We start from the raw sequence: 25,462 nt of genomic DNA, 5'->3' as shown, positions 1-25,462 counted from the left end.
GTTGCTTTTTATGCCGCCCGCTTCGCGTAGCAGGCGTTGGTGATGGCGACATAGTCCGCCACCGAGAGCCGCTCGGCGCGTTTCCCGGGATCGATGCCCAGTGCACTCAAGCCCGCCTCGTCGATAAAATCGCGCAGCGTATTGCGCAGGGTCTTGCGCCGCTGCCCGAAGGCGGCGGTGACAATCTTGCGCAGCAAGGCGTCGTCCTTGGCCTCCAGCGATTCCGTGGGGCGCGGCACCAGCCGCACGATGCTCGACATCACCTTGGGCGCCGGACGGAACGCGCCCGGCGGCACATCAAACAAGCGCCCCATGCGGAAACGGTACTGCAGCATCACTGACAAACGGCCGTATTCACTCGAGCCCGGATCGGCCACCATGCGCATCACGACCTCTTTTTGCAGCATGAAGGTCATGTCGCGCACTTGGTCCGCAAAGTCCGCCAGATGGAACAGGATGGGCGTCGAGATGTTGTAGGGAAGATTGCCAACGATGCGCAGATCCGGCCCCAGCGCGCCGAAATCGAACTTGAGCGCATCGCCTTCATGGATGGTCAGCGCGTCCGGACTGTAGCGTTCCTTGAGCAGCGCGATCAGGTCGCGGTCGATCTCGACCACCGCCATTTTGCCCAGGCGTTCGAGCAAGGGATCGGTCATGGCCGCCAGGCCGGGGCCGATCTCGACCATGCGCTGCCCGGCTTGCGGGGCGATACTGTCGACGATCTTGCGAATGATGTTGGGGTCGGACAGAAAGTTCTGGCCGAAGCGTTTGCGCGCCTGATGGATCATGACCGGGCGCCCCCGGCGGCCATGTCGAAGGCCAGTTTCACGGCAGCAAACAGGCTGCCGGGGTCGGCACGGCCGGTGCCGGCCAGATCCAGTGCCGTGCCGTGGTCGACCGAGGTACGGATGATCGGCAGCCCGAGCGTGACGTTCACGCCGCCGCCAAAGCTGGCGTGTTTGAGCACCGGCAGTCCTTGATCGTGGTACATCGCGAGCACGGCATCGCCTTGCTCGAGGGTATGAGGAACAAACAGCGTATCGGCGGGCAATGGGCCGATCAATTGCATGCCGGTCGAGCGCAAGCGATCGAGCACCGGCGCGATGACGTCGATTTCTTCGCGCCCCATGTGGCCGCCCTCGCCCGCATGCGGATTGAGCCCGGCCACCAGAATGCGCGGCGATGCGAGCCCGAAGCGGGTTCGCAAATCCTGATCGAGAATCGCCAGCGTTTCGGCCAGGGCCGCCGGCGTGATGGCGCCCGGCACGGCCGACAGCGGCAGATGGGTGGTGACCAACGCGACCCGCAAGCCGCCACCGACCAGCATCATCACCACCCGGCCGGTGGCCGTGGCCTCGGCGAGATATTCGGTATGCCCGGAGAAGGGCACGCCCGCATCGCAGATGATGCCTTTGTGCACCGGCGCGGTGACCATGGCCGCAAACTCGCCACTCACGCAGCCTTCAATCGCCCGGTCGAGCATGCTCAGCACGGGGCGGGCATTGGCCGGGTCGAGCTGCCCGGCGACCGCGGGCACCGACAAGGGCACATCGAGCACTTCGAGTGCGCCGGGCGGCGGCGCGATATCGCGCTGGTAGGGATGGAGCGTCAGCGTCTGGCCCGTTGCACCGAGTCGCTCGGCCAACAGATCGGCATCGGCCAGCACGACCACCCGCCCCGGCCAGGGCTGCGCGGCCAACTGCAGGCACAGCTCCGGCCCGACGCCGGCAGGCTCGCCACTGGTTACCGCCAGCACCGGCGTGGAGGATGCACTCATCAGCGGCAGATCAGTTCAGATCGTCGAGGCGATAGTCGACAAAGGTCGCATCGCGCAACTGGCGAAGCCAGTCTTCGTAGGCTTCGTCGGCCTTGCGCTGACGCAGGGTGTTGCGTGCCACGGCGCGTTTGCGCTCTTCGGACACGTCCTGGGTACGACGCTCTTCGACGCGAATCAGGTGCCAGCCAAAGGGTGACTTCACCGGTGCGCTCAGCTCACCGACGCTCAGGGCATCCATGGCGCGTTCGAACTCGGGCACCGTGTCACCGGGATAGACCCAGCCAATTTCACCGCCTTTGGTGGCCGACAGGTCGGCGCTGTTGGCGCGCGCCAAGGCCGCAAAATCTTCGCCGTTGAGCACCCGCGTGCGCAGGGTTTCCAGGCGCAGGCGCGCATCGGTGTCCGAGATCAGTTCGGTGGGTTTCACCAGAATATGGCTGACCCGGGTCTGCTGCACCGCCACCACATCGGTCGCCTTCGCGCCGCGCACGTCATTTACCTTCACCAGATGAAAGCCGGCGGGGCTGCGCATGACCGGCGACACCTCGCCCGGCTTCAGGCCCTGCAGCGCCTCGATGAACAGCGCAGGCACGCTGCTGGACGGCCGCCAGCCAAGTGCGCCCCCTTGCAAGGCATCAGGCGCATTCGAGAACTCGGCCGCCAGCTTGGCGAAATCTTCCCCCGCCAGCACGCGGGCGCGAATGCCCTCGGCCTTCTGGCCCAGCGCATTGAGCTGCTCCGGGCTCGGTCCCTCCGGGGCGCGCAGCAAGATGTGCGACAGATCGTATTCACGACTGTCGGCCGCATCGGGCGAATTTTTGAGGAAGTTGTCGATCTCGGCGTCGGTCACCACCACGCGGGCGTCGACTTCACGCTCACGCAGACGGGCGATCAGCATCTCCTGACGGATGTTCTCGCGAAACTCTGTCCAGTCGATACCGTCCTTTTCCAGCGCAGCACGAAACTGGGCGGCGCTCAACTTGTTGGAGGACGCGATCCGGTCAATCGCGCCGCCCAGGGCATTGTCGTCAATACGCAGTCCGGTCTCGCCGGCCAGCTGGAGTTGGGCCCGCTCGACCACCAGGCGCTCAAGCACCTGTTTGCGCAAGACGTCGTCGGGCGGCAGCTGCCCACCCTGTCGGCCGAACTGCCGTTTGATCTGCTCAGTGCGCTCCGAGAGGCTCGACTCGGTGATGGCGTCGTTGTTAACCACCGCGACGATGCGATCGACGAGGACCGTGCGGGCCGCACTGGAAACCGCCGGTGAAACCGCCAGCGCAGAGAAGATCAGCGTGGAAAGGAGTCGGGAAAGCGCCGTTTTCATAGATATCCTGTTGCAATAATTGGCTGCCGCAGCATTACTCTCGGCCAAACACCGGATCTGCCATGGGTTGATTGATGGTGCCATAACCGCCCACCGTTCGGCGCAGTAGATCCAGCGGACTGGAGCCAACACTGGCCAGGCCGTTGAGCTCGAGCTGCAGGAAGATCGCCTGGGTCACGTCTTCGGCGTTGGTCGCAAAGCGATGGAGAACCACTCGGAACACCCAACAGTCGGCGTTGTACTCCAGGCCACCGAGCGCCTCGGTCACGCGGTGGTCACGCAGCGATCGATTGTAGCGGGCCACGCCATACCAGCGCCCGCTGATCGGCCACTGCGCCGATATATCGATATCGCGCAGCACATCGCGCGTGTAGCGATAGCCCAGATTGACCACTTTGGCGAAACCGGGCTGGAAGCGCAAATCGGCACTGAAACGCTCGGTCTGGCTGTCTTCCGGGTTGTACTGCCAGGCCGTGTCAAGCGTGGTGATCTCGCCGATGCGCCCGCCCAGTGCAGCCAGGAAGTCCGAGCGTCGGTTGGTGCGCTCGCCGGCGTCCGACGTCGTGTTCAGGGCGACCCGCTGATCTTCAAAGTAGAAACGCTGGCCGACCGCCATCCGCAAGCGCTCGGCACCGGTTTCGGCATCAATGAAGCGCGAGGTGACCGCCGCGGTCAGCTGATTGGCGTTGGCGATGCGGTCACCGCCGCTGAAGATGTTCTCGGAGAAGATCTGTGCGAAGTTGAAGTCAAACAGGCCGGAGTCGAAGTTCGGGATGTCGGACTGGTCGCGATACGGCACATAGGCGTAGTAAAGCCGCGGCTCCATGGTCTGGATCATGTCGCGTCCACCCCAGGTCGCGTCGCGCTCGAACACCACCGAGCTGTCGAGCGAGAAGGTCGGCACGGCGCGAGTGACGCTCTCCTTGCCGACCGTCAGCGGCGTGCTCAGATCGTAGCGCGTGTAGTGCACCCCGAATTTCGGCGTCAGCGTGTAAGCCGACGTGCCCAAGGGCCACTGAATCGTCGGATTCAGCGTGATCCGGTCGCCTTCAGGCTTGCCCGCATCGGGGTGGGCAAAGCGCACGTATTCGGTATTGAGGTTGAACTCACCGCCCCCCCACACCGAACGATCGCCGCCCAGCGCCAGGCGCGGCAGCCGGCGATAGGGCTCGTCGCCCGAGAGGGTCTGGAAGCTCTGCACCATCGCCGAGGCCGACCACCAGTCGCCCGAGCTGTAACTCAAGACCGCCTGGCGCAACAGGCTGGTCTGCGCCGCGACCGCCAATCGAGAGCTGAGGTCTTCGAAATACTCCTTGTCTGACACGCCATTGAGATCCAGCGAGCCGCTGAAGCCATAACCAAAGGTCTGCTGATGACGGATCGAGCCGGCCGCCCGGTTGGACTGGCCGGTCACGCTGTCGCCATTGAGCCATTCGGCTGACATCGTGCCCTGCATGTCATCCGTCAGATAACGGTACTGGCCGCCCAGCTGCAGACCGCGGCGGCTGATGTAGCGCGGCACCAGCGTCGCATCGTAGTTGGGCGCGATGTTCCAGTAGTAGGGCACGGTCAATTCCACGCCGCTCTTGTTGGAGGTGCCAAAAGTGGGCGGCAAAAAGCCCGACTTGCGCTGCGCCACCAGCGGAAACTCGACCCACGGCATGTAGAAGATCGGCGTGTCCTTGAATACCACCGTGCTGTCGCGCGCCACACCGACTTCGCGGTCGTAATCCAGATCCAGCTCGCCGGCCTTGATGTACCAGTCGGGATCCTGTGGCTGACAGGTGCTCCAGGTCGCGTCTTCAAGGCGGTACTGATTCTCGCCCTCGAAACGGATCACGCTGGCCTGACCGCTGCCGGTCACCGGGCGTTCGATACCGCCCTTGCGCGAAATACGGTGGATTTCATAAGACGGCGTCTGCAGCTCGCCCGTCTGCTCGTCCATGCGCATCCGCACTTTCGGGCCGGACAGGCGGTCCTCGCCACGGCGCAACTCGACATTGCCCTCGGCGTCTACTTCGTCCAGCGCCTCGCGATACGTGATGCGGTCAGCCGTCAGCACGGCCCCGTCGCGACGCAGCACCGCGCCGCCCTCGGCCACCAGCTCGACATCCTGCTGGCCAACGATGCGATCGGCATCGATGGTGGTAACGCCCAGCACGGGAGAGGGGTCCGCCGTCTCGGCCGCCCGCGGCGCGGCCGGCCTGCTCATGACGGGCGCCGCCTGTGGCGTACGCGCAGCGCCGCGGTTCTGCGGTGCGCTGGTACGCCGTACCGGCTCGGTCGCCGAAGGTGCGGCGGGCTTGGGCTTGGGTTTGGGCGCCGCCACAGGCGCGCCCATCAGATCGGCGGGGATCACCAATGCCGGCAAGCCGGCAGCGGTCCCGGCGGCCGGCAAAGCGGCCAGCAGCAAGGGGATGGCCCGCAAGGTCCAACGCTTGGCAGTCGGCAATGCGTGTCTCCGTTTGAATAGCGGCGGATCGGCTGCACACCGGCAAACAGCGTTCCGGCTGCGGTCTTTGATAAAATTCGCGATTTTACACGAACATCGGACGGCACCCGTGGAAAGACTCGCGCAACTCAAGCACTGGCTGGGCACCCGATATCCGGGCCGCCAGATCGATCTGGCACCCGCGTCGGCCGACGCCAGCTTCCGCCGTTACTTCCGGGTGCATGTCGAGGGCGAACCCACGTCCTTCATCGCCATGGACGCCCCGCCGGAAAAAGAAGACACCGCGCCCTTCATCCGCATCGCCAAGCTCTTCGGCGACAGCGGCGCGCAGGTGCCGACGGTACTCGACGCCGACACCGAGGCCGGCTTTTTGCTGCTCACCGACCTGGGCGACACCACCTATCTGAGCGCGCTCGACGCCGACAGCGCCCATGCGCTCTACGCCGACGCCCTCGGTGCGCTGATCTGCATCCAGAAGGCCAGCGTGCCCGACGTGCTGCCCAACTACGACCGCGAGCGCCTGCTGGCCGAGATGCAGCTGTTTCCCGACTGGTATCTGGCGCGCCACAAACACATCACGCTCGACGACGCCGAGCGCAAGATGCTCGACACTGTGTTCGAGCGCCTGCTCGACGCGCATCTGGCCGAACCCAAAGTCTTCGTGCACCGCGACTTCCACAGCCGCAACCTGATGGTCACCGAGCACGGCGCCGGCGTGCTCGACTTCCAGGACGCCGTGTACGGCCCGATCACTTACGATCTGGCCTCGCTGTTCAAAGACGCGTACATCGACTGGGACGAAGCCTTCGTGCTCGACATGCTCGCCCGCTACTGGGAAGCCGCGCGACAGATCGGCCTGCCGGTGCACGCCGATTTCGCCGAGTTCCACCGCGACTTCGAATGGATGGGCGTGCAGCGCCACCTCAAGGTGCTCGGCATCTTCGCCCGACTGTGCCACCGCGATGGCAAGGCCGGCTACCTCGACGACATGCCGCGCGTCTCCAGCTACCTGCGCAAGGCCTGCCAGCGCTACAGCGAACTGCGGCCGCTGATCCGCATCCTCAACCGCAGTGATCCGGTCGACGAAACCGTCGGCTACACCTTCTGAGAGACGCCATGCGCGCCATGATCCTGGCCGCCGGGCGCGGCGAACGCATGCGCCCGCTCACCGACACCTGCCCCAAGCCGCTGCTGGCGGCGGGCGGGGTGCCGCTGATCGTCCATCATCTGCGCCGGCTGGCGGCCGCCGGCATCACGCACATCGTCATCAACCACGCGCACCTCGGCCAGATGATCGAAGCCGCACTGGGCGACGGCAGCGCCTTCGGCGTACACATCCAATACTCGCCCGAGCCCACCGCGCTGGAGACCGCCGGCGGTATTCGCCAGGCGCTGTCGCTGCTCGGCGACACCCCCTTTCTGGTGGTCAATGGCGACGTCTTCTGCGACCTCGACTTCGCCGCACTCACCCATCGCGCCGCCCAACCGGGCGCCGATCTCGCCCATCTCATCCTCATCCCGAATCCGCCCCACCATCCCGCGGGCGACTTTCACCTGCAGGGCGATCGCGCCAGTCTGAGCAATGGCGAGCGGCTGACATTTTCTGGCATTGGGCTCTATCATCCCGACATGTTTACGCCCTTGATCTCAGGCCAGCCCGCGCCACTCGGCCCGCTGCTACGCCAGGCCATCGCCGCCGGACGCGTCAGCGCCGAGCGCTTCGACGGCCTGTGGATGGACATCGGCACCCCCGAACGCCTCGCCGAGCTGAACACACAACTCGACCCGAACCATCGGGCAGACTCACCGTCTTAACGACACACCCAACAGGAACGTCGCCTTGAACCCCCTCTTCGCGCCCTTTCATGCCCGCCGCCAGCGCCTGCTCGACACCCTCACCGCCCGCGGTGGTGGCGTCGCCATCATTCCGACGGCGGCCGAAGTCACACGCAATCGCGACACCCACTACCCCTTCCGCCCGGACAGCTACTTCCACTACCTGAGCGGCTTTCCCGAGCCCGAGGCCGTGCTGGTGCTGGTCGCCGGCGACACGCCACGCAGCCTGCTGTTCTGTCGCGACAAAAGCATCGAACGCGAAATCTGGGACGGTTTCCGCTACGGCCCCGACGCCGCCGCCGACGAATTCGGCTTTGACGACGCTTTCCCTGTCGGCGAACTCGACGCGCAACTAACCACCCTGCTGGCCAACCAGCCCGCGGTGTACTTCGCCCTCGGCCACGACACCGCCTGGGACAAACGCCTGGTCGACACCCTCAACCGGGTGCGCGAGCAAGTGCGCACCGGCATCACCGCCCCCGCCAGCGTTCAGGATCTGCACGCCGTACTCGACGAGATGCGCCTGATCAAGGATGCGCACGAGGTGCTGACCATGCGCCGCGCCGCCGCCATCTCCGATGTCGGCCACCGCCGCGCCATGCAGGTCACTCGCCCCGGCCTGCATGAATACGAAGTCGAAGCCGAACTGCTGCACGCGTTCCGCCAAGGCGGCGCCCAATCGCCCGCCTACCCCTCCATCGTCGCCGGCGGCGCCAACGCCTGCGTGCTGCACTATGTCAGCAACGCCGGCTGTCTGGCCGACGGCGACCTGCTGCTGATCGACGCCGGCTGCGAGCTCGACGGCTACGCCTCGGACATCACCCGCACGTTTCCGGTCAATGGCCGCTTCAGCGGGCCGCAGCGCGACGTCTATCAACTCGTGCTCGCCGCCCAGCAAGCCGCCATCGACGCCACCGCGCCCGGCGTGAGCTGGAACATCCCGCATGACGTCGCCGTCGCCGTCCTCGCCCAGGGCATGCTCGACCTCGGCCTGCTCACCGGCACGCTCGACGGCGTGCTCGAAGCCGGCGACTACCGCCGCTTCTACATGCACCGCACCGGTCACTGGCTGGGCCTCGACGTGCACGACGCCGGCGACTACAAGCGCGACGGCGACTGGCGGCCGCTGCGCGAAGGCATGACGCTCACCGTCGAACCCGGCTGCTACATCCGAGCCGCCGACGACGTCCCCGACGCCTTCTGGAACATCGGTATCCGCATCGAAGACGACGCGCTGATCACCGCCGACGGCTGCGACATCCTCACCGCCGCCACGCCAAAAACCATCGACGACATCGAAGCCCTGATGCGGGACGCCCGCCCATGAAAACGCCCGACATCGCCATCATCGGCGCCGGCCCGGTCGGCATGGCGCTGGCGCTCGCGCTGCACGGCGGGCCGCACACCGTCACGCTCATCGACGCCCGCGGCCGCGGCGCCTCGCGCAAAGACCCGCGCGTGCTCGCCCTGGCCCACGGCACCCGGCTCACGCTCGAACGGCTCGGCGTGTGGGATCACCTCCCCACCACCCCCATCCGTCACATCCACATCTCGCAGCAAGGCGGTTTCGGCCGCACCCAACTCAACGAGTCCGACTACGCCCTCGACGGCCTCGGTCATGTCGTGCGTGCCGGCGATCTCGCCGCCGCGCTCGACGACGCCATCACCGCCGCCAACATCCCGGTCATCGACCACAGCGACGCCGACGTCGACCCCGAACTGCACGGCCGCGTGCAGCTGCGCCGCGCCGACGCCACCGACACCCTCGACTGCCAGCTGGTGGTTTGCGCCGAAGGCGGCATGCGCGCCGACGACCCCGCCATCCGCGTGCGCGACTACGGCCAGCACGCCGTCATCTGCATGGCCACGCCCGCCGAGGCCCATGGCAACACCGCCTACGAACGCTTCACCCCCAACGGCCCGGTCGCCCTGCTGCCCTGCGGCACCGACTTCGCCGTCGTGCACACCGCCGCCCCCGAGCAAGCCGAGGCCTGGCTGGCGCTCGACGACACCGCCTACCTCGCCGAGCTGCAGCAAGCCTTCGGTCAGCGCGTCAAACTCATTGGCGTGAGTCCCCGAGAACGCTTTCCGCTCCAGCTTCGCGTCCGCCACACCCCCGTCGCCAAGCGCCAGGTCTGGCTCGGCAACGCCGCACAGACGCTGCACCCCGTCGCCGGCCAAGGTCTCAACCTCGCCCTGCGCGACGTCTGGGCCCTGGCGCGACGCCTCAATGCCGCCACCGACCCCGGTGACGCGCAGGTGCTCTCCACCTACCTGCGCGACCGCCGCCTCGACCGCGCCAGCACCGTCGGCTTCACCGACACCCTGGTCCGCCTGTTCAGCAACGACCTGCCCCCCCTGCGCGGCCTGCGCGGCCTCGGCCTGCTGGCGCTTGATCTCGCACCGCCGCTGCGCCACTTTGTGGCCAAGCGGATGATGTTCGGGGCGCGAGCCTGGCCATAGGAAGGGTTGCGCGTTCGCGCTGTTCTTCTCTAACCCGGCCGGTGTTTTCGGGCAGCTTTCCTAAGCTGGCGTGGGCATTGGCCGGGTCTCGCCCCGGCAGGCGACTTACTTTCTTGCTTGTGCAAGAAAGATAAGCAAAGAAGCACAGCCCGCTTTCGCGCCCCTTCGGGGTGCCCGCCCTACGGCGATGTCGGGCGGGGTGCTTCGCAAACTCGCCCTGCGGGCTCAAACAGCGAAGCCCCTTTTTCCGCCCGCCACCGCCTCCGGTTGGCGCGGCAGAGGGCGGATCGGTTGTGCCCGAATCGGCCAGCCGTACTGGTTTTGTAGGGTGGGTGGCTTGCCACCCACCAGGCAGCGTTTGTCGTCCGGCACAATGGTGGGCGGCAAGCCGCCCACCCTACGGCGTAGCACCGCGGCCGCTCAGAGAGGCGATGGCGAAGCCGAGCCCGCGAGCCTCATCCCCTTCTGTACCGCCGAACGAAGCCCGGGGACGGCGGGAATTGTCGTGTCGCTTGTCCGAGCCCGAAGGGCGAGTTTGCGACACGACCCGCCGGCCCCGGGTTTCGTTCGGGCACCGGCGAAGCCGGCGGTACAGCGGGGGCGTTTCCTTGGTGACTTCTTTGTCGCGACAAAGAAGTGACTCGCCCGCCGGGGCGAAACCCGGCCAACGTACCTCCACCGGAGCCACCAAAGAAACCGGCCAAGCGGTGCCGAAACCGCCCCCTCTTTCCGATGGGCGTTACGTTTTTTGGCTTCGCCGAGCCCCCCCCATCGGTTAGAATGGCGGCTTTGTCGCTTGCCCACGCCCCCCCATGCAGTTCGCCGGTTTTTCCCTTCCGAATAATCTGTTCGTTGCACCCATGGCGGGCGTGACGGACCGGCCTTTCCGTCAGTTGTGCAAGCGACTGGGCGCGGGGCTGGCGGTGTCGGAAATGGTGTCGTCGAACACGCTGTTGTACGCCACCGACAAAACCCGGCGGCGCACTGATCACGCTGGCGAAACCGAGCCCATTTCGGTCCAGATCGCCGGCGCCGACCCCGAGCTGATGGCGCAGGCCGCGCGATTCAACGCCGACAACGGCGCGCAGATCATCGACATCAACATGGGCTGTCCGGCCAAAAAGGTGTGCAACAAGGCCGCCGGCTCGGCGCTGATGCGTGACGAAGCGCTGGTGGCGCAGATTCTCGCCGCCGTGGTCGCCGCCGTGCCGGACACTCCGGTAACGCTCAAGATGCGCACCGGCTGGGATCGCGACAATCGCAACGCACCGCGGCTCGCCCGCGTCGCGGAAGACTGCGGCATCCGCGCGCTGGCCATCCATGGCCGCACCCGCGAAGACAAATACATGGGCAATGCCGAATACGACACCATTGCCGCCATCAAGGCGGCGGTGGGCATTCCGGTGATTGCCAATGGCGACATCGATTCGCCCGAAAAAGCGGCCGCCGTGCTGCGCCACACAGGGGCCGACGGCGTAATGATCGGCCGGGCGGCGCAGGGCCGGCCGTGGATATTTCGTGAAATTGCACACTATCTGGCGACCGGGCAAACCCTGGCACCGCCGCCGGTGGCCGAGATCCGCGACATATGCCGCAGCCATCTTGACGATTTGTACGCATTCTATGGCGAGTGGTCAGGCGTACGCATCGCACGCAAGCACATCGCCTGGTACACCAAAGGCCTGGCCGGCGCCCATGTGTTCCGCCAAGCCATGAACACCGAAGACAGCGTGACCGGGCAACTGGCCGCCGTCGATCACTTCTTTACACAGCTCAGTCATCAGGGTGTCACCGTGCACTATCAGGCATCCTGTTTCGAGGAACTGGCCGCATGAGCCAACATAACGAAATCGCCAGCGCCGTCACGCGCACGCTCGACCAATACTTCAAGGACCTGGACGGCGAATCGCCGGTCGCCCTGCACGATCTGGTGATCCGCAGCGCCGAGCGCCCGATGCTGGAATTTGTGCTGCGCCAGACCGACGGCAACCAGACCGTCGCCGCCCAGTTGCTCGGCATCAATCGCAATACCCTGCGACGCAAGCTGACCGAATACGATCTTCTCTAAACCAATCGCCGCAAGGCGCGCCCCCCAACCATGCAAATTTCCACTGCCCTGATCAGCGTCTCCGACAAGACCGGCGTCAAAGCCTTCGCCCGCGAGCTGCACCAGCTTGGCGTCAAGCTGCTGTCCACTGGCGGCACCGCCAAGCTACTGCGCGAGGCCGGCCTGCCGGTCACCGACGTGTCGGACCACACCGGCTTCCCCGAAATGCTCGATGGCCGGGTCAAGACGCTGCATCCGACGGTGCACGGCGGCATCCTTGCCCGCCGCGATCTGGCCGAGCACATGGACACCATCGCCGGCGCCGGTATCGAGCGCATCGACCTGGTGGTGGTCAATCTCTACCCCTTCGCCCAGACCATCGCCAAGCCCGACTGCTCGCTCGAAGACGCCATCGAAAACATCGACATCGGTGGCCCGACCATGGTCCGCGCGGCGGCCAAGAACCATGGCAACGAAGCCGGCGGTGTCGGCGTGCTGACCGATGCCGAGGACTACGCCCCGGTGCTGGCCGAGATCAAGGCCAACGGCGCGCTGTCAGCCAAAACCCGCTTCGCCCTGGCCGTCAAAGCCTTCACCCACACCGCCCGCTACGACAGCGCCATCTCCAACTACCTGACTGCGCTGGCCGACGACGGCAGCCGCATGGCCTACCCCGATCGCCTGCAACTGGCCTTCAACAAGGTGCAAGACCTGCGCTACGGCGAGAACCCGCATCAGAGCGCCGCGTTCTACCGCGAGCCCAATGCGGCCGAAGGCGGCGTGGCCGGCTACACCCAGTTGCAAGGCAAGGAGCTGTCCTACAACAACATCGCCGACGCCGATGCGGCCTGGGAGTGTGTCAAAGCTTTCGACAGCGGTCACGGAACTTCGGCCTGCGTCATCGTCAAGCACGCCAACCCCTGTGGCGTGGCCCTCGGCCTGTCGCCGCTCGAAGCCTATAAAAAGGCCCTCTCCACCGACCCGACCTCCGCCTTCGGCGGCATCATCGCCTTCAACAGCGTGGTCGACGCCGCCGCGGCCGAAGCCGTCAGCGCCCAGTTCCTCGAAGTGCTGATCGCCCCGGCCTACACCGACGAAGCCCTCGCCCTGCTCGCCGCCAAGAAAAACGTGCGCGTGCTGACCTGTCCGATGGGTGCAAATGAAGGCGCGCTCGACTACAAACGCGTGAGCGGCGGCCTGCTGGTGCAGTCGGCCGACATCGCCCGCATCACCGAGAACGACCTGAAACTGGTCACCGCCCGCGCGCCGTCGCCTGAAGAAATGGGCGATCTGCTCTTCGCCTGGCGCGTCGCCAAGTACGTCAAGTCCAACGCCATCGTCTACTGCAAGGGCGGCATGACCGTCGGCGTAGGCGCGGGCCAGATGAGCCGGGTCGACTCGGCCCGCATCGCCAAGATCAAGGCCGAAAACGCCGGTCTGTCCATCACCGGCAGCGTGGTCGCCTCCGACGCCTTCTTCCCCTTCCGCGATGGTCTCGACGTGCTGGCCGAAGCCGGCGCCACGGCGGTCATCCAGCCGGGCGGCTCGATGCGCGACGAAGAGGTGATCGCCGCCGCCAACGAACACGGCATCGCCATGGTCCTGACCGGCTTCCGCCATTTCCGTCACTAACTCACTTTTTTAGCCGGCGCGCACACTCCGCGCCGGCGCTTAGGCAACGGCAATACACATGAAAGTACTCGTCATCGGATCGGGCGGACGCGAACACGCGCTGGCCTGGAAAATCGCCCAGTCCCCGCGGATCACCAAGGTCTTCGTCGCCCCCGGCAACCCTGGCACGGCCAACGAACCCATGGTCGACAACGTCGCCATCACCGCCATCGACGATCTGCTGGCCTTCGCCCGCAATGAAGACATCGGCCTGACGGTGGTTGGCCCCGAGGCGCCGCTGGCGGCCGGCGTGGTCGACGCCTTCCGCGCTGCCGGGCTGCCGATTTTCGGCCCCACCCAGCAAGCCGCCCAGCTCGAAGCGTCCAAGGATTTCTGCAAGCAGTTCCTGATCCGCCACAAGATCCCGACCGCCAAATACCAGACCTTCACCGATGCTGACGCGGCACACGCCTATGTCGCCGCCGAAGGCGCGCCGATCGTCATCAAGGCCGATGGCCTGGCCGCCGGCAAGGGCGTGGTCGTCGCCATGACGCTCGACGAAGCCCACGCCGCCATCGACATGATGCTGCGCGACGCCGGCATGGGCCAGGCTGGCGCCCGGGTGGTGATCGAAGAGTTCATGCAGGGTGAAGAAGCCAGCTTCATCGTCATGGCAGACGGCAAGCACGCGCTCGCGCTGGCCACCAGCCAGGACCACAAGCGCCTCAAGGACAATGACGAAGGCCCCAACACCGGCGGCATGGGCGCCTACTCGCCGGCCCCGGTGGTCACGCCGCAGATCCACGCCAAGGTCATGCGCGAAATCATCCACCCCACCCTCGCCGGCATGACCGCCGAGGGCTCGCCCTACACCGGCTTCCTCTACGCCGGCCTGATGATCGACACCGACGGCAACCCGCGCGTGGTCGAGTTCAACTGCCGCATGGGCGACCCGGAAACCCAGCCCATCCTGATGCGCCTCAAGTCCGACCTGGTCGAACTGTTCGACGCCGCCGTCAAAGGCAAGCTCGACACCGCCGAGGCCGAGTGGGACCGCCGCATCGCGCTCGGCGTGGTGCTCGCCGCCGAAGGCTATCCGGCCAGCCCGCGCAAGGGCGATGTCATCACCGGCCTGCCTGACGAGAGCGACGACGCGCATGTCTTCCATGCCGGCACCATGCTCGATGGCGACAAACTGCTCACCAGCGGCGGCCGCGTGCTGTGCGTCACCGCGCTGAGCGACAACGTACGGACCGCACAAACCCGCGCTTACGACATCGCCGACCGCATCGAATTCGCCGGCAAGCAGTACCGCCGCGACATCGGCCACCGCGCGATCAAGCGATGATCGACACCGCCGCCATCAAGGCCTATTTCACTGGCCTGCAAAGCGATATCGTCGCGCGCCTCGAAGCCCTCGACGGCACGCCGTTCCGCGCAGACGGCTGGACGCGCGAGCAGGGTGGCGGTGGACTCACCCGCGTCCTTGAAGAAGGCCAGGTGTTCGAGCGCGGCGGGGTCAATTTCTCGCATGTGATGGGCGACAGCCTGCCGGCCTCAGCCACCGCCAGCCGGCCCGAACTGGCCGGCCGCAGCTTTGAAGCCATGGGCGTGTCGCTGGTGCTGCACCCGCGCAACCCCTACTGCCCGACCGCGCACATGAATGTGCGCTGCTTCATCGCCAGCAAGCCCGGCGCCGATCCCGTCTGGTGGTTCGGCGGCGGCATGGATCTGACGCCCTACTATCCGTTTGAAGACGATGTGCGCCACTTCCACGGCACCTGCAAGAACGCCCTCACGCCCTTTGGCGCGGACGTGCATGCCGAGTACAAAGCCTGGTGCGACCGCTACTTTCACCTCAAGCATCGCAATGAAGCGCGCGGTGTCGGCGGCGTGTTCTTCGACGACCTGAACACCGGCGGTTTCGATCGCTGCTTTGCGCTCACCCGCGCGGTGGGCGACGCCTTTGTCGACGCCTATGTGCCGCTCGTCGAACGCCATCTCGACATGACCTATGGCGAGCGCGAACGCGACTTCCAGGCCTACCGCCGCGGGCGCTATGTCGAGTTCAACCTGGTGTTCGACCGCGGCACGCTGTTCGGCCTGCAGTCGGGCGGACGCACCGAGTCCATCCTGATGTCGATGCCGCCGCGGGTGCAGTGGCGCTACGACTGGCATCCCGAACCGGGCAGCCCCGAAGCCCGGCTGTACGACGACTTCCTGCCGCCTCGCGACTGGGTCTGACACCACAAACAAAAAGCGCGCCGCGGCGCGCTTTTTGTTGCGTCAGCTCAGGCTCACTCTGGCGCGGGCAGCTGCACCAACGCTGGCCCGGCCTGCGCGGCACCAGTCAATTGCGCCGCGCGACGGAAGTGGGTCTGGGCCTCTGCCGGTCGCTCGAACTGCTCCGACAGCTGCGCCAGGGCCAGGTGCGCCTCCACGGTCGGCGCAGCCGATACCGACGCTTCCAGATAACTCTGCGCCTTGCCCCATAGCTGGGCCGACAGACAGAGCCGCCCCAGGGCATACAGCAAGCCACCATCATCCGGATGCGACTTGAGCCACTTCTCGCCGCGGTTCAGGCAGGCCACGGCATCATTCTCACCGCAATAGCCGTAGAGCCGCGCCAGCTCGCTTTCCCACTGCTCGTCGAGCAGTTTTTCGAGCATTTTACGCACCGTCGCGCCCTCGCCATTGGCGACCAGCAGGGGCGCGGCTTTCTCGACCAGACGCCGATCCTGCTGCTCGTCGGACGGAATATCCTGCCAGTAGCGGGCAATCGCGTCCTGCTGACCATCGCGCTCACGCAGAGCCGCCAGATGCGCCCGGCGCAGCAACGGCTCGGCCTGCTCTTTGCTCAGGGCCTTGTGCTTGCGTAGCTGGCGGGCAATGCGCACCAGCTCTTCCCATTTTTCGAGCGCATGCGCCGTTTTCAGTGCCAGCCGGAGCGTCGCCACCGGGCGATTGTCGCTGCCCTTGAGGGCGCGAATACGCTCGGCCGCTTCATCGAAGCGGCGGCCTTCGACCGCCATTTCGGCTTCGGTCATGATGCGCGCGGCGCGCAGACGGTCATCGGTGCCCGCCTTGCCCAGCCACTCGCGATAGCGGGTGTCATCGCGCAGGGCATGCGCAGCGCGCGCCGCCATCAGCGCAGCAACGCCGTCTTCGTCGGCCAGGTCGTACGCTTTCTTGGCCTGCTTCAAGGCGTGGGCATAGCGGCCTTCAAGGTGCAACCGGAAGGCCTCGCGCAAGGCGAGTGCCGACTTTTCCTTGCGACGGCGACCGCGGTAGGCCACGACCTGCCCGGGCAGACGCACCGCTCGGGTGACCACGCGCAGCAAAAAGTAACTCGACAAAAACACCGCCGCCAGCGCCAACACCAGCAAATTCAGCGAAATCTGCACGCGGTAGGGCGACAGCACCAGGAGCGCGTAACCATCGTTGGCCCGGGCCAGCATGGCCACACCGACGGCCGCGGCGAACAGGGCGATCAGCCAGAGCAATCCTCGCATGGCGCTTACTCCGGCGCTTTGGCAGGCGCGACGGCCGGCACTTCGGCGTCGGACTTGCCTTCAGGTGCGTCGGCCGGCTTGGCGACCTTGGGTGTCGCTGCCGCTTTCGGTGCCTGGGGCGCCGGCTCGGCGCCGCTGACGCCCGGCTTCCCCTGCAGGGTCTTGAGGACCGCCAGGGTTTCGGTCAGTGCCGGCTGGGTCGGCGCGATCTGCGTTTCGGCCAGGGTTTTGAGCGAAGTGAGGGTTTCGGTGACGCCCTCGTCGCGCTGGTCGAAGTACTTGCCGAGCCACTCGGCGGCCTGACGCATGTCGGCTTCAAAGGTGCGGTGATCGCGGCCAAGCAGTGCCAGACGCGCGGTCAGCAGGCGGATCTTGAGGTTTTCGCGCAGATAGGTCGATTGCGAGGGCGACAGCAGCACCGGCTCGGCGGAGCGATCGAGGCGCTCGACCCGCACCAGCGAGCGAATCTCGGCCCACCAGTCGTGCAGCACGGCCTGGGCAAACCCGAGCGGGTCGTCCATTGGCGAGCCGGTGGCGGTTTTCTCGGGTGCTTCGGCACCAACGGCCTCGCCGGTAAAGGCCAGCGGCAAGCGATCGACGGAGTCGAGCAGGCCTTCGAGGCGCAAGGTGATGCCGGCGATATCGACACGCGGCGCAGCCCGCAGGCGCTCGATGTCGCGCTTGAGACTGCGGCGCAGCGGGCCCAGGCGAGCCTCGTCAAAACCGGACAGCCGGGCATCGGCGGCCTGAAGCGCAATCAGCGCCGCTTCGACATTGCCGGCGAGCTGAAGCTGCTGACCGGCAATGGTGACGGCTTGCTCGATTTCGGCCATGGTCCGCTCGTCGCGGGTACGGGAGAACTCCTGATACAAGGCATCAAGCGCCGCGGCCTGACCGCCGGCCTCTTCTGCCTTGGCTTCGAGCAAACCCACCTTGCCCTGGACGGAGGTCAGGGTATCGATGGACTGGCGTGCGCTGGCGCGCGCCTCGCGGGCCATGTTGTCGCTTTCGCTCAAACGACGGGTCAGCTCTTCCTGAGTCTTTGCCAGCTCACCACGCATGGCCCACCACTGCCAACCGAGGCCGGCGATCGCCAGCAAGCAGATCACCAGCAACACAGGCACGACGATGCCGCGGCGCTTGGGTGGCTCGGATTCGTCCGCCACCGGCGGCGTCTCGTCGGCCACTGCCGCATCGTCACGAATCGGCTCGGTGGTTTCAGGGGCGTCCGTGCCGGGTTGCGCACGGGTAAGGGCAGGAGTGTCTTCGCTCATATCGTCTTGTCTGGATCAAGCGTTGCGGCAACCGCCGAGAAAGTAGCGTGCGAGGCCATCGACCACACCGGCATCGCCGGGCGCGGTCTCCACGACCCGGGCAAAGCCCGCGGCCGTCGCCCGCGCGCAGATGCGCGGATGCGGTGCAAACACCGGGATGCGGGCCAGTCGGCTCATCTGTGCTCCCAACATGGTCATCAGGTTGGAGACGCCCTCGCTACTGGTCAGTATCAGAGCATCCATCCGGTCGGCCTCGGCCAGCAAGCTGGTCGCGCCCTCGGGTGGTACCCGTCGTGCGTAGCATGCGGCATAGCTGACCGCCGCACCTCGCCGTGTGAGTGTATCACCCAGAAGATCGCGTCCGCCGTTGCCACGAAAAATGATGATTCGCTTATCCATCACGGCCTGGGCCGAGAACGCGGGCAGCGCCAGCACGGCTTCGCTGTCGAATCCGGTCTCGGGCGCGATGACCTGTGCAAAACCCAGCGCATGCAATGCGCGCTCACTGCCCTTGCCCACCGTGGCCACGGCGAGGCTGGCGGGCCACGTACGACGGGCGCGCACCGCAGCCACGCCATGCTCGGCGGCGTTGGGGCTGACAAAGAAGGCGAGGTGAAACTGGTCGAGCGTGTCGATCAGCGCGCTGAATTCATCACTGACCGGCACGGCATCGATGCTCATGACCGGAATGCACAGCGCCTCACCCCCCGCAGCGGCAATGGCGTCGCACAAACCGCCGGCCTGCGCCTGCGGCCGGGTCACGACGATGCGCTTCCCGGCCAGGGGCTGGCCTGGCGTTTGACTCATGACCGCGACTCAGAGGCTGGCGAGGATCTCGGCCGCGCCACCAGCGCGCAGCTCGTCGGCCAGGGCCTTGCCCAGGCTCTCGGCCTCGACCAGCGCACCACGGCGCTCGGCGCGCACGATCTCGCTGCCGTCGGGCCGGGCGACGAAACCGCGCAGCCACAGGCCGTCGTTTTCGACCACGGCGTAGGCACCCAGCGGCACTTCGCAGCTGCCGGCCAGCGCACGGGCCACAGCACGTTCAGCGCGCACGCAGGCGGAGGTGTCGATGTCATTGAGCGGCGCCATCCAGGCGGCGACTTCGGGCCGGTCAGACAAGGCTTCGATACCCAGTGCTCCTTGTCCGGCGGCGGGTAGCGACACTTCAGACGCCAGGGTGCCGCGAATGCGCTCGGACAGGCCGAGGCGGGTCAGGCCGGCTGCGGCGAGGATGATCGCGTCGTACTGGCCCTCGTCCAGCTTGCGCAAACGGGTGTCGAGGTTGCCGCGCAGGCTGGTGACGGCCAGCGTCGGGTAGTTGGCGTGCAGCTGCGACTCGCGACGCAGACTGGAGGTGCCGACCACAGCCCCCGGCGGCATGTCGTCGAGGCTGTCGTATTTGTTGGAGACAAAGGCGTCGAGCGGCACTTCGCGCTCGGAGATGGTCACCAACGCAAACTCTTCGCCCATTTCCATCGGCACGTCCTTCATTGAGTGCACGGCGATGTCGGCGCGACGGTCGAGCAAGGCGGTTTCGAGTTCCTTGACGAACAAGCCCTTGCCGCCGATCTTGGCCAGCGGGCGATCCAGAATCTGGTCGCCACGGGTGGTCATGCCCAGCAGTACGACTTCGCAGGCCGGATACAGCGCTTCGAGACGCGCCTTGACATGCTCGGCCTGCCACAGGGCAAGACGGCTTTCACGGGTGGCAATAACGATGCGCTCGGGGGCGGCGACGGCGGGTTGGGTCGGGTTCACGGTGGGCGACTCGCTCGGACAGTGGCTTGAAAAGGGTGGTTGGCGTCGGCGCATATTGCATGGCAGCATGCGGGATGCCCCCGATAGCGCCAGCGCCGGAGGCGATTCTAGCATGAGCCTCGGGCGCTCTTTTTGTGCCACGGCAAGCCACGCTCCCAATACAGATAACAGAGAACGGACACCCCATGGATCAGGATAAAGACCTCCCCTTGCGCGAAGACATCCGCCAACTCGGTCGACTGCTCGGCGACACAGTGCGCGAGCAGCGCGGTGAGCCGGCCTTCGAACTGGTCGAACGCATCCGCCAGCTGTCGGTGCGCTTCCATCGCGATGATGACGAAGCGGCCCGAGTCGGGCTGGAATCAACACTCGACGCCCTGTCACGCGAGGAAACCATTGATGTGGTCCGCGCCTTCAGCTATTTCTCGCATCTGGCCAACATCGCCGAAGACCAGCACCACATCCGGCGTACCCGCGCCCACCTGATCGGCGGCTCGGCACCGCGCGCCGGCAGTCTGGCGCATGCCATCGAGCGGGTGTTCAGCGATGGCGCCAGCGCCGACGACCTCGGCGCCTTCTTCAATTCTGCGCTGGTCAGCCCGGTGCTCACCGCCCACCCCACCGAGGTGCAACGCAAGAGCATCCTCAATTGCCAGACGGCGATCGCCCGCCTGCTCGACGAGCGCGACCGCATGACGCTCACGCCCGACGAAGCCGAGGAATCCGACGCGGCCCTGCGCCGCGCGGTGCTCACCCTGTGGCAGACCCGCATGCTGCGCCCGGCCAAGCTGTCAGTCATCGACGAAATCGCCAATGGCCTGTCCTACTTCGACGCGACCTTCCTGCGCGAGGTGCCGCGCCTGTACGCCAAGGTCGAAGACACCCTGGCCGGGCTGCACGCCCCCTTTGCGGATCAGGACTGGCCGGCCTTCGTGCAGATTGGCAACTGGATCGGCGGCGACCGCGACGGCAACCCCTTTGTCACCGCCGAGGTGCTGGCGCAGGCACAGCTGATGCAATCGACGGTGGCGCTGTCCTTCTATCTGGAAGAGCTGCACACGCTGGGCTCGCAACTGTCGCTGGCCGACGGCCTCGTCACCCCGTCGGATGCGCTGCATCAACTCGCCGAAGCCAGCGTCGACCGCTCCCCCCACCGCGCCGACGAGCCCTATCGCCGCGCCATTGCCGGCATGTACGCCCGCCTGGCGGCCACGCACCAGGCCCTGCTCGGCAAGGCCACCACCCCGCCGCCGGCCGGTGAGGCGCCGGCCTACCCGGATGCCGCCGCGCTGACAGCCGACCTCGACATCCTCCACGACTCGCTGCTCGCCCATGACTCCGCCCCGCTCACCCGCGGCCGGCTACGCCAGCTGCGCCGCGCGGTCAAGGTGTTCGGCTTCCATCTGGCGCCGATCGACCTGCGGCAGAACTCCGATGTGCACGAGCAAGTCGTCGCGGAATTGCTGCAAGCCGCCAACCCGAGCGTCGACTACCTCGCCCTTGATGAAGAGGCGCGCATCGCACTGCTGTTGACCGAGATGGTGTCCACCCGGCCGCTGCGCTCGCCGCACATCGTCTACAGCGCGCTGACGGAGGGCGAACTGGCCATTTTGCGCACCGCCCGCGCGGCGCATCTGCGCTACGGCATGGCCGCCCTGCCCAACTACATCATCTCGAAAACCGACGGGGTCTCCGATCTGCTCGAAGTGGCCGTGCTGCTCAAGGAGGCCGGCATCCTCCGGCCGCATGAGCAGGCGCTGGACATGAACATCATCCCGCTGTTCGAAACCATCGACGACCTGCGCGCCAGCGGCGCGACCATGGACCGGGTCTTTGGTCTGGCGCCGTATCAGCGCCTGCTCGACAGCCGCGGCCGGGCGCAGGAAGTGATGCTCGGCTACTCCGACAGCAACAAGGATGGCGGCTTCCTGACCTCGGGCTGGGAGCTCTACAAGGCCGAGGTCACGCTGGTTGAGGTGTTCCGCCAGCACGACGTGCGGCTGCGCCTGTTTCACGGCCGCGGCGGTTCGGTCGGCCGTGGCGGCGGCCCAAGCTACGAGGCCATCCTGGCGCAGCCGGGCGGCGCGGTGCAGGGCCAGATCCGGCTCACCGAGCAGGGCGAAGTCATTGGCGCCAAATACGGCAACGCCGAGGTCGGCCGACGCAATCTCGAAGTACTGGTCGCCGCCACGCTGCAAGCCAGCCTGCAGGCTGACGCCTCACCCGCGCCGCGCCCGGAATACATGGATGCCATGCAGACGCTGTCCGACTATGCGTTTGAAGCCTATCGCGGCTTGGTGTACGAAACGCCCGGTTTCGAGCAGTACTTCTGGGAATCCACCGTCATCACCGAGATCGCCGCGCTGAACATCGGCTCGCGGCCGGCCTCACGTAAGAAGAGCACCGCCATCGAAGACCTGCGGGCGATTCCCTGGGTGTTCAGCTGGGCGCAATGCCGGCTGATGCTGCCGGGCTGGTACGGCTTCGGCTCGGCCGTGCAACGCTTTCTGGCCGAGCGCCCGGACGACGGGCTGGCGCTGCTGCAAGCCATGTGCCGCGACTGGTCTTTCTTCTCGACCACGCTCTCGAACATGGACATGGTGCTGGCCAAATCCGACACCGCCATCGCCGGTCGCTATGCCGCGCTGGTGTCGGATGCGGCGCTGCGCGACGCGATCTTCCCGCGCATCTGCACCGAGCACACGGCAACGGTCGACGCCCTGCTCACCATCACCGGCCAGCAAGCGCTGCTCGACGGCAATCCGCTGCTCGCCCGCTCGATCCGCAACCGCTTCCCCTACCTCGACCCGCTCAACCATGTGCAGGTCGAGCTGCTGCGCCGCCACCGCAACGGCGCCGAGGATGAACGCATCCGCCGCGGCATTCACATCGCCATCAACGGCATCGCGGCAGGCCTGCGCAACAGCGGCTAAGCCGGTCAAGCGCCCGACCGACCTCCCAAATCTATGTCGAAGGTCAGTCGGGCGCCTTGCAGCACACCGGGCACCCCCTCGCGAAAAACCGCGCCCTGCGCTCATCCCCATCGACGCAGCAGCGCCTCTAACCTTTTGATACAAAATCCCAATGTGCTTTGCCGGCGCAGCCGCTGCACTGCCGCGCAGCAACAGCCATACTGAAAGGAGGGAAACTCACAGCGAGCGAAGCTTATGTCGATCGAATGGTTTGCAATCGTATTGGCCATCATGGCGCTGATCGCCTGGTATGTGATGCGCGGCCGGCCATCAGAAAACGATGATGAGTCCGAGAACACCTCGCACCCTTATCACTGCGTCACCATCAATCCGGGTCAGGGTGCCTGTCGTACGGCTCAGACACTCAAGGGCATCCGCTTTCTATCCGCCGAAGCGCCCCTGCTCCCGCTGGCCAGTTGCGACACCACACGTTGCCGCTGCACCTTCAGTCATTACAAGGATCGGCGGCGAGGTGATCGGCGCAATCCGTATCGGCCGGAAAGCCACTCGCACGTCCATCAGGGCAATGAAGAGCGCCGTGATCGGCGCGGGCGACGCACGACGGACGGCATGCATCTGGCTGACATCTAGGCGCGCAGCCCTCAAATATCGAGGATCGCCTTGACGCTGGGCCACTGACGACGACTGATCGGCAACTGCTCGTCCAGCCCCGCCAGCACCACCAGCCAGCGCCCCTCGCCCTCGCCGGCTTCGCGCTCGATGCCGGCGATCGCCTTGCGCGCCACCAGACAGTTGCGATGAATGCGCAGGAAGCGGCCCGGGTAGCTCTCCTCCAGGTGCACCAGTGAATCATCGAGGAGATACTCGCGCTCGACGGTGCGCGCGGTGACGTATTTCTGCTCGGCCCGCAGATACAACACACGGCCGATGTCGACCAGCAGGATGCGGCCGCGCTCGGTCACGCTCAGGGGCTTTTCGTCTTCGGACCGCGCCTCGGCGCCCTGACGAAGCTTGCGCGCCTTTTCGAGTGCCTCGACCAGTCGCGACGCCCGCACCGGTTTGAGCAGGTAGTCCGCCACCGCCAGATCGAAAGCCTGCACCGCGTACTGATCGTAAGCCGTGGTGAAAATCACCACCGGCGGATCGGTGCGGCCATTCAGGTGCTGCGCCAGCGACACGCCATCCATGCCGGGCATGCGAATATCGGCAAGCACCACGTCGACCGCTTCGGCATCAATCAGTCTCAGCGCCTCTTCCCCATTGGCCGCAAAGCCCACCACCCGCGTGGGCTGCTCCTGCCTGACGTCGCCCAGCACATCGCGCAAACGGGCCCGTGCGGGCGCTTCGTCATCAACGATGAGGACACGGAGTTCGGCTTGCGTCATGTATTGAGCCTCCGGTAGGGCAAGCGGATCCGCACACTGTAACGGCCCCCGCTGCGGTCAATTCGCATGTCTGCCTCAAGATCAAAAAACAGGGCCAGACGTTCACGGATGTTGGCTTGGGCAATCTGGTTGCCTTTCTGGGCGCGCGGGGTGTCGACGATCGGATTGCTCACTTCGATCAGTACCTCACTGCTGCGCCGTGCGACCCGCACGGCAATATCACCAGGCTGCTGCGATGGTTCGATACCGTGGTAGACGGCATTTTCCAGCAAAGGTTGAAGCAAGAGCGGCGGCACCAGCGCCTGGGCCGGCTTGCAGCTCAAGTCCCAGTTCACCACCAGTCGCTCCCCCAAGCGCAAACGTTCGAGATCGAGATAGCGCTCGCACAGGCTGATCTCGCTATCGAGCGCCACCAGCTCCTTGTGCTCCTTCATCAGCACCCGAAACATGTCCGCCAATTCTTCCAGCGCCACCTCGGCCCGCCGCGGGTCTTCACGCATCACGCCAAGCACCGCATTCAGGCTATTAAACAAAAAATGCGGCCGAATCCGCGCCGTCAATGCATGCAGACGCGCCTCGGTCAGGGCCGGCGAATACAGACGCCCTCGATAATCAAAGTAGCCCATCACGGCGCATGACGCCAAGATACTCCACCCCATCCAGCGCCAGAAGGCCACGCCCGACGGTGCGCCAAATGGCGGATAGGCGAATACGGCCACCAAGGCAATGACCGCCATCACGGCCGGCCAGAAGCGCCCCGGCGCGAGGCGCGCCAGCACGGGCTGAATCACGTAGAGCAGCAATATGGTGATGAACAGCGGCAACTCCAGCCACCCCGCCCAGGCCACGCCAGCGGGGACGATTTCAGCCCCGGCACGGCTGTGCAGCACCACGGTGGCCGTCGCCAGGGCGTTGACGAGCAGAATCACGCGGAGCATCACGCCGATGTTGCGAAAGTCCGGCAAGGCGCCGTGAATGGCAAGCGCCTTGGGCTTTTGACTTATACTTTGCGTCTTTCCGGGGGACACCACGGCCATGCGCTCTCATGTGAGACAAGGGGCCGGCAGGGTCGCCGCCGAACCGGCGG

General features: G+C 66.1%; 21 protein-coding genes. 11 read left to right on the top strand and 10 right to left on the bottom strand.

Going from position 1 to position 25,462, the window contains the following annotated elements:
• Window positions 1-8: 8 nt before the first annotated feature.
• From rsmA to FHP89_RS04960, 4 genes are read right to left on the bottom strand one after another with little or no spacing between them, the layout of a single operon-like run.
• A complete protein-coding gene (rsmA, locus tag FHP89_RS04975) occupies window positions 9-788 on the bottom strand; it encodes a 16S rRNA (adenine(1518)-N(6)/adenine(1519)-N(6))-dimethyltransferase RsmA (protein ID WP_144179480.1) in 780 nt (259 codons plus the stop codon).
• Window positions 785-1,777: a 4-hydroxythreonine-4-phosphate dehydrogenase PdxA gene (gene pdxA / locus FHP89_RS04970; RefSeq protein WP_144179479.1), complete on the bottom strand. Its 993-nt coding sequence runs from the start codon at window positions 1,775-1,777 to the stop codon at window positions 785-787. Before pdxA ends, rsmA begins: the two co-directional genes overlap by 4 nt.
• A 10-nt stretch (window positions 1,778-1,787) precedes the next feature.
• Entirely contained in the window at window positions 1,788-3,101 is a 1,314-nt protein-coding gene (locus FHP89_RS04965; RefSeq protein WP_144179478.1) for a peptidylprolyl isomerase, read from the bottom strand.
• 34 nt (window positions 3,102-3,135) lie between these two features.
• Complete coding sequence (locus tag FHP89_RS04960; protein WP_260851477.1) at window positions 3,136-5,553, bottom strand: LPS-assembly protein LptD; 2,418 nt, start codon at window positions 5,551-5,553, stop codon at window positions 3,136-3,138.
• Between the two features lie 109 nt (window positions 5,554-5,662).
• Between FHP89_RS04960 and FHP89_RS04955 the strand changes: the two genes are divergently transcribed.
• The 9 genes from FHP89_RS04955 (at window position 5,663) to hemF (ending at window position 15,754) form a co-directional block, all read left to right on the top strand.
• The gene (locus FHP89_RS04955; RefSeq protein ID WP_144179477.1) at window positions 5,663-6,661 is read left to right on the top strand and encodes an aminoglycoside phosphotransferase family protein; all 999 of its coding nucleotides are present in this window, start codon (window positions 5,663-5,665) and stop codon (window positions 6,659-6,661) included.
• Between the two features lie 17 nt (window positions 6,662-6,678).
• The gene (murU, locus tag FHP89_RS04950; RefSeq protein WP_144179584.1) at window positions 6,679-7,368 is read left to right on the top strand and encodes an N-acetylmuramate alpha-1-phosphate uridylyltransferase MurU; all 690 of its coding nucleotides are present in this window, start codon (window positions 6,679-6,681) and stop codon (window positions 7,366-7,368) included.
• A 25-nt stretch (window positions 7,369-7,393) separates the two neighbouring features.
• A complete protein-coding gene (locus FHP89_RS04945) occupies window positions 7,394-8,716 on the top strand; it encodes an aminopeptidase P N-terminal domain-containing protein (RefSeq protein WP_144179476.1) in 1,323 nt (440 codons plus the stop codon).
• Window positions 8,713-9,852 carry an FAD-dependent monooxygenase gene (locus tag FHP89_RS04940; protein WP_144179475.1) on the top strand — a complete coding sequence of 380 codons (1,140 nt, stop codon included), beginning with the start codon at window positions 8,713-8,715 and terminating at the stop codon, window positions 9,850-9,852. The genes FHP89_RS04945 and FHP89_RS04940 overlap by 4 nt, the downstream gene beginning before the upstream one ends.
• An 812-nt stretch (window positions 9,853-10,664) precedes the next feature.
• The gene (gene dusB, locus FHP89_RS04935; protein ID WP_144179474.1) at window positions 10,665-11,687 is read left to right on the top strand and encodes a tRNA dihydrouridine synthase DusB; all 1,023 of its coding nucleotides are present in this window, start codon (window positions 10,665-10,667) and stop codon (window positions 11,685-11,687) included.
• On the top strand, window positions 11,684-11,920 hold the full coding sequence (locus FHP89_RS04930) for a helix-turn-helix domain-containing protein (RefSeq protein WP_144179473.1): 237 nt from the start codon (window positions 11,684-11,686) through the stop codon (window positions 11,918-11,920). Before dusB ends, FHP89_RS04930 begins: the two co-directional genes overlap by 4 nt.
• A gap of 30 nt (window positions 11,921-11,950) precedes the next feature.
• A complete protein-coding gene (gene purH, locus FHP89_RS04925) occupies window positions 11,951-13,531 on the top strand; it encodes a bifunctional phosphoribosylaminoimidazolecarboxamide formyltransferase/IMP cyclohydrolase (protein ID WP_144179472.1) in 1,581 nt (526 codons plus the stop codon).
• Window positions 13,532-13,589: 58 nt separating this feature from the next.
• Window positions 13,590-14,858 (top strand): phosphoribosylamine--glycine ligase, encoded by a 1,269-nt coding sequence (purD, locus tag FHP89_RS04920; protein ID WP_144179471.1) that lies wholly within the window; start codon window positions 13,590-13,592, stop codon window positions 14,856-14,858.
• Window positions 14,855-15,754 carry an oxygen-dependent coproporphyrinogen oxidase gene (gene hemF, locus FHP89_RS04915; RefSeq protein ID WP_144179470.1) on the top strand — a complete coding sequence of 300 codons (900 nt, stop codon included), beginning with the start codon at window positions 14,855-14,857 and terminating at the stop codon, window positions 15,752-15,754. The genes purD and hemF overlap by 4 nt, the downstream gene beginning before the upstream one ends.
• A gap of 53 nt (window positions 15,755-15,807) precedes the next feature.
• On the opposite strand, the gene FHP89_RS04910 is transcribed toward hemF, so the two are convergent.
• The 4 genes from FHP89_RS04910 to hemC are packed head-to-tail and all read right to left on the bottom strand — an operon-like array spanning window position 15,808 to window position 20,057.
• Window positions 15,808-17,022 (bottom strand): heme biosynthesis HemY N-terminal domain-containing protein, encoded by a 1,215-nt coding sequence (locus FHP89_RS04910; protein WP_144179469.1) that lies wholly within the window; start codon window positions 17,020-17,022, stop codon window positions 15,808-15,810.
• 5 nt (window positions 17,023-17,027) lie between these two features.
• Window positions 17,028-18,296, bottom strand: coding sequence for a uroporphyrinogen-III C-methyltransferase (locus FHP89_RS04905; RefSeq protein ID WP_144179468.1), 1,269 nt, complete (start codon window positions 18,294-18,296; stop codon window positions 17,028-17,030).
• A 15-nt stretch (window positions 18,297-18,311) separates the two neighbouring features.
• Entirely contained in the window at window positions 18,312-19,103 is a 792-nt protein-coding gene (locus FHP89_RS04900; protein ID WP_144179467.1) for a uroporphyrinogen-III synthase, read from the bottom strand.
• 9 nt (window positions 19,104-19,112) lie between these two features.
• Complete coding sequence (gene hemC / locus FHP89_RS04895) at window positions 19,113-20,057, bottom strand: hydroxymethylbilane synthase (protein WP_246116362.1); 945 nt, start codon at window positions 20,055-20,057, stop codon at window positions 19,113-19,115.
• Window positions 20,058-20,242: 185 nt separating this feature from the next.
• Here hemC and ppc point away from each other — a divergent pair, with 185 nt between their 5' ends.
• Both ppc and FHP89_RS04885 read left to right on the top strand, forming a co-directional pair.
• On the top strand, window positions 20,243-22,990 hold the full coding sequence (gene ppc / locus FHP89_RS04890) for a phosphoenolpyruvate carboxylase (RefSeq protein ID WP_144179466.1): 2,748 nt from the start codon (window positions 20,243-20,245) through the stop codon (window positions 22,988-22,990).
• A gap of 234 nt (window positions 22,991-23,224) precedes the next feature.
• Window positions 23,225-23,620, top strand: coding sequence for a hypothetical protein (locus tag FHP89_RS04885; protein ID WP_144179465.1), 396 nt, complete (start codon window positions 23,225-23,227; stop codon window positions 23,618-23,620).
• Between the two features lie 11 nt (window positions 23,621-23,631).
• Here FHP89_RS04885 and FHP89_RS04880 read toward each other — a convergent pair whose 3' ends face one another.
• Window positions 23,632-24,375, bottom strand: a complete 744-nt coding sequence (locus FHP89_RS04880; RefSeq protein WP_144179464.1) for a LytR/AlgR family response regulator transcription factor — start codon at window positions 24,373-24,375, stop codon at window positions 23,632-23,634.
• Window positions 24,372-25,412, bottom strand: a complete 1,041-nt coding sequence (locus FHP89_RS04875) for a sensor histidine kinase (RefSeq protein WP_186300386.1) — start codon at window positions 25,410-25,412, stop codon at window positions 24,372-24,374. The genes FHP89_RS04880 and FHP89_RS04875 overlap by 4 nt, the downstream gene beginning before the upstream one ends.
• Between the last annotated feature and the right edge of the window lie 50 nt (window positions 25,413-25,462).

Origin of the sequence: Denitromonas ohlonensis, from assembly GCF_007625205.1 — a bacterium.
Taxonomy (GTDB): Bacteria; Pseudomonadota; Gammaproteobacteria; order Burkholderiales; family Rhodocyclaceae; genus Nitrogeniibacter; species Nitrogeniibacter ohlonensis.
The sequence above is the reverse complement of the archived record's forward strand: the minus strand, read 5'-3'. Positions and strand labels throughout refer to the sequence as shown.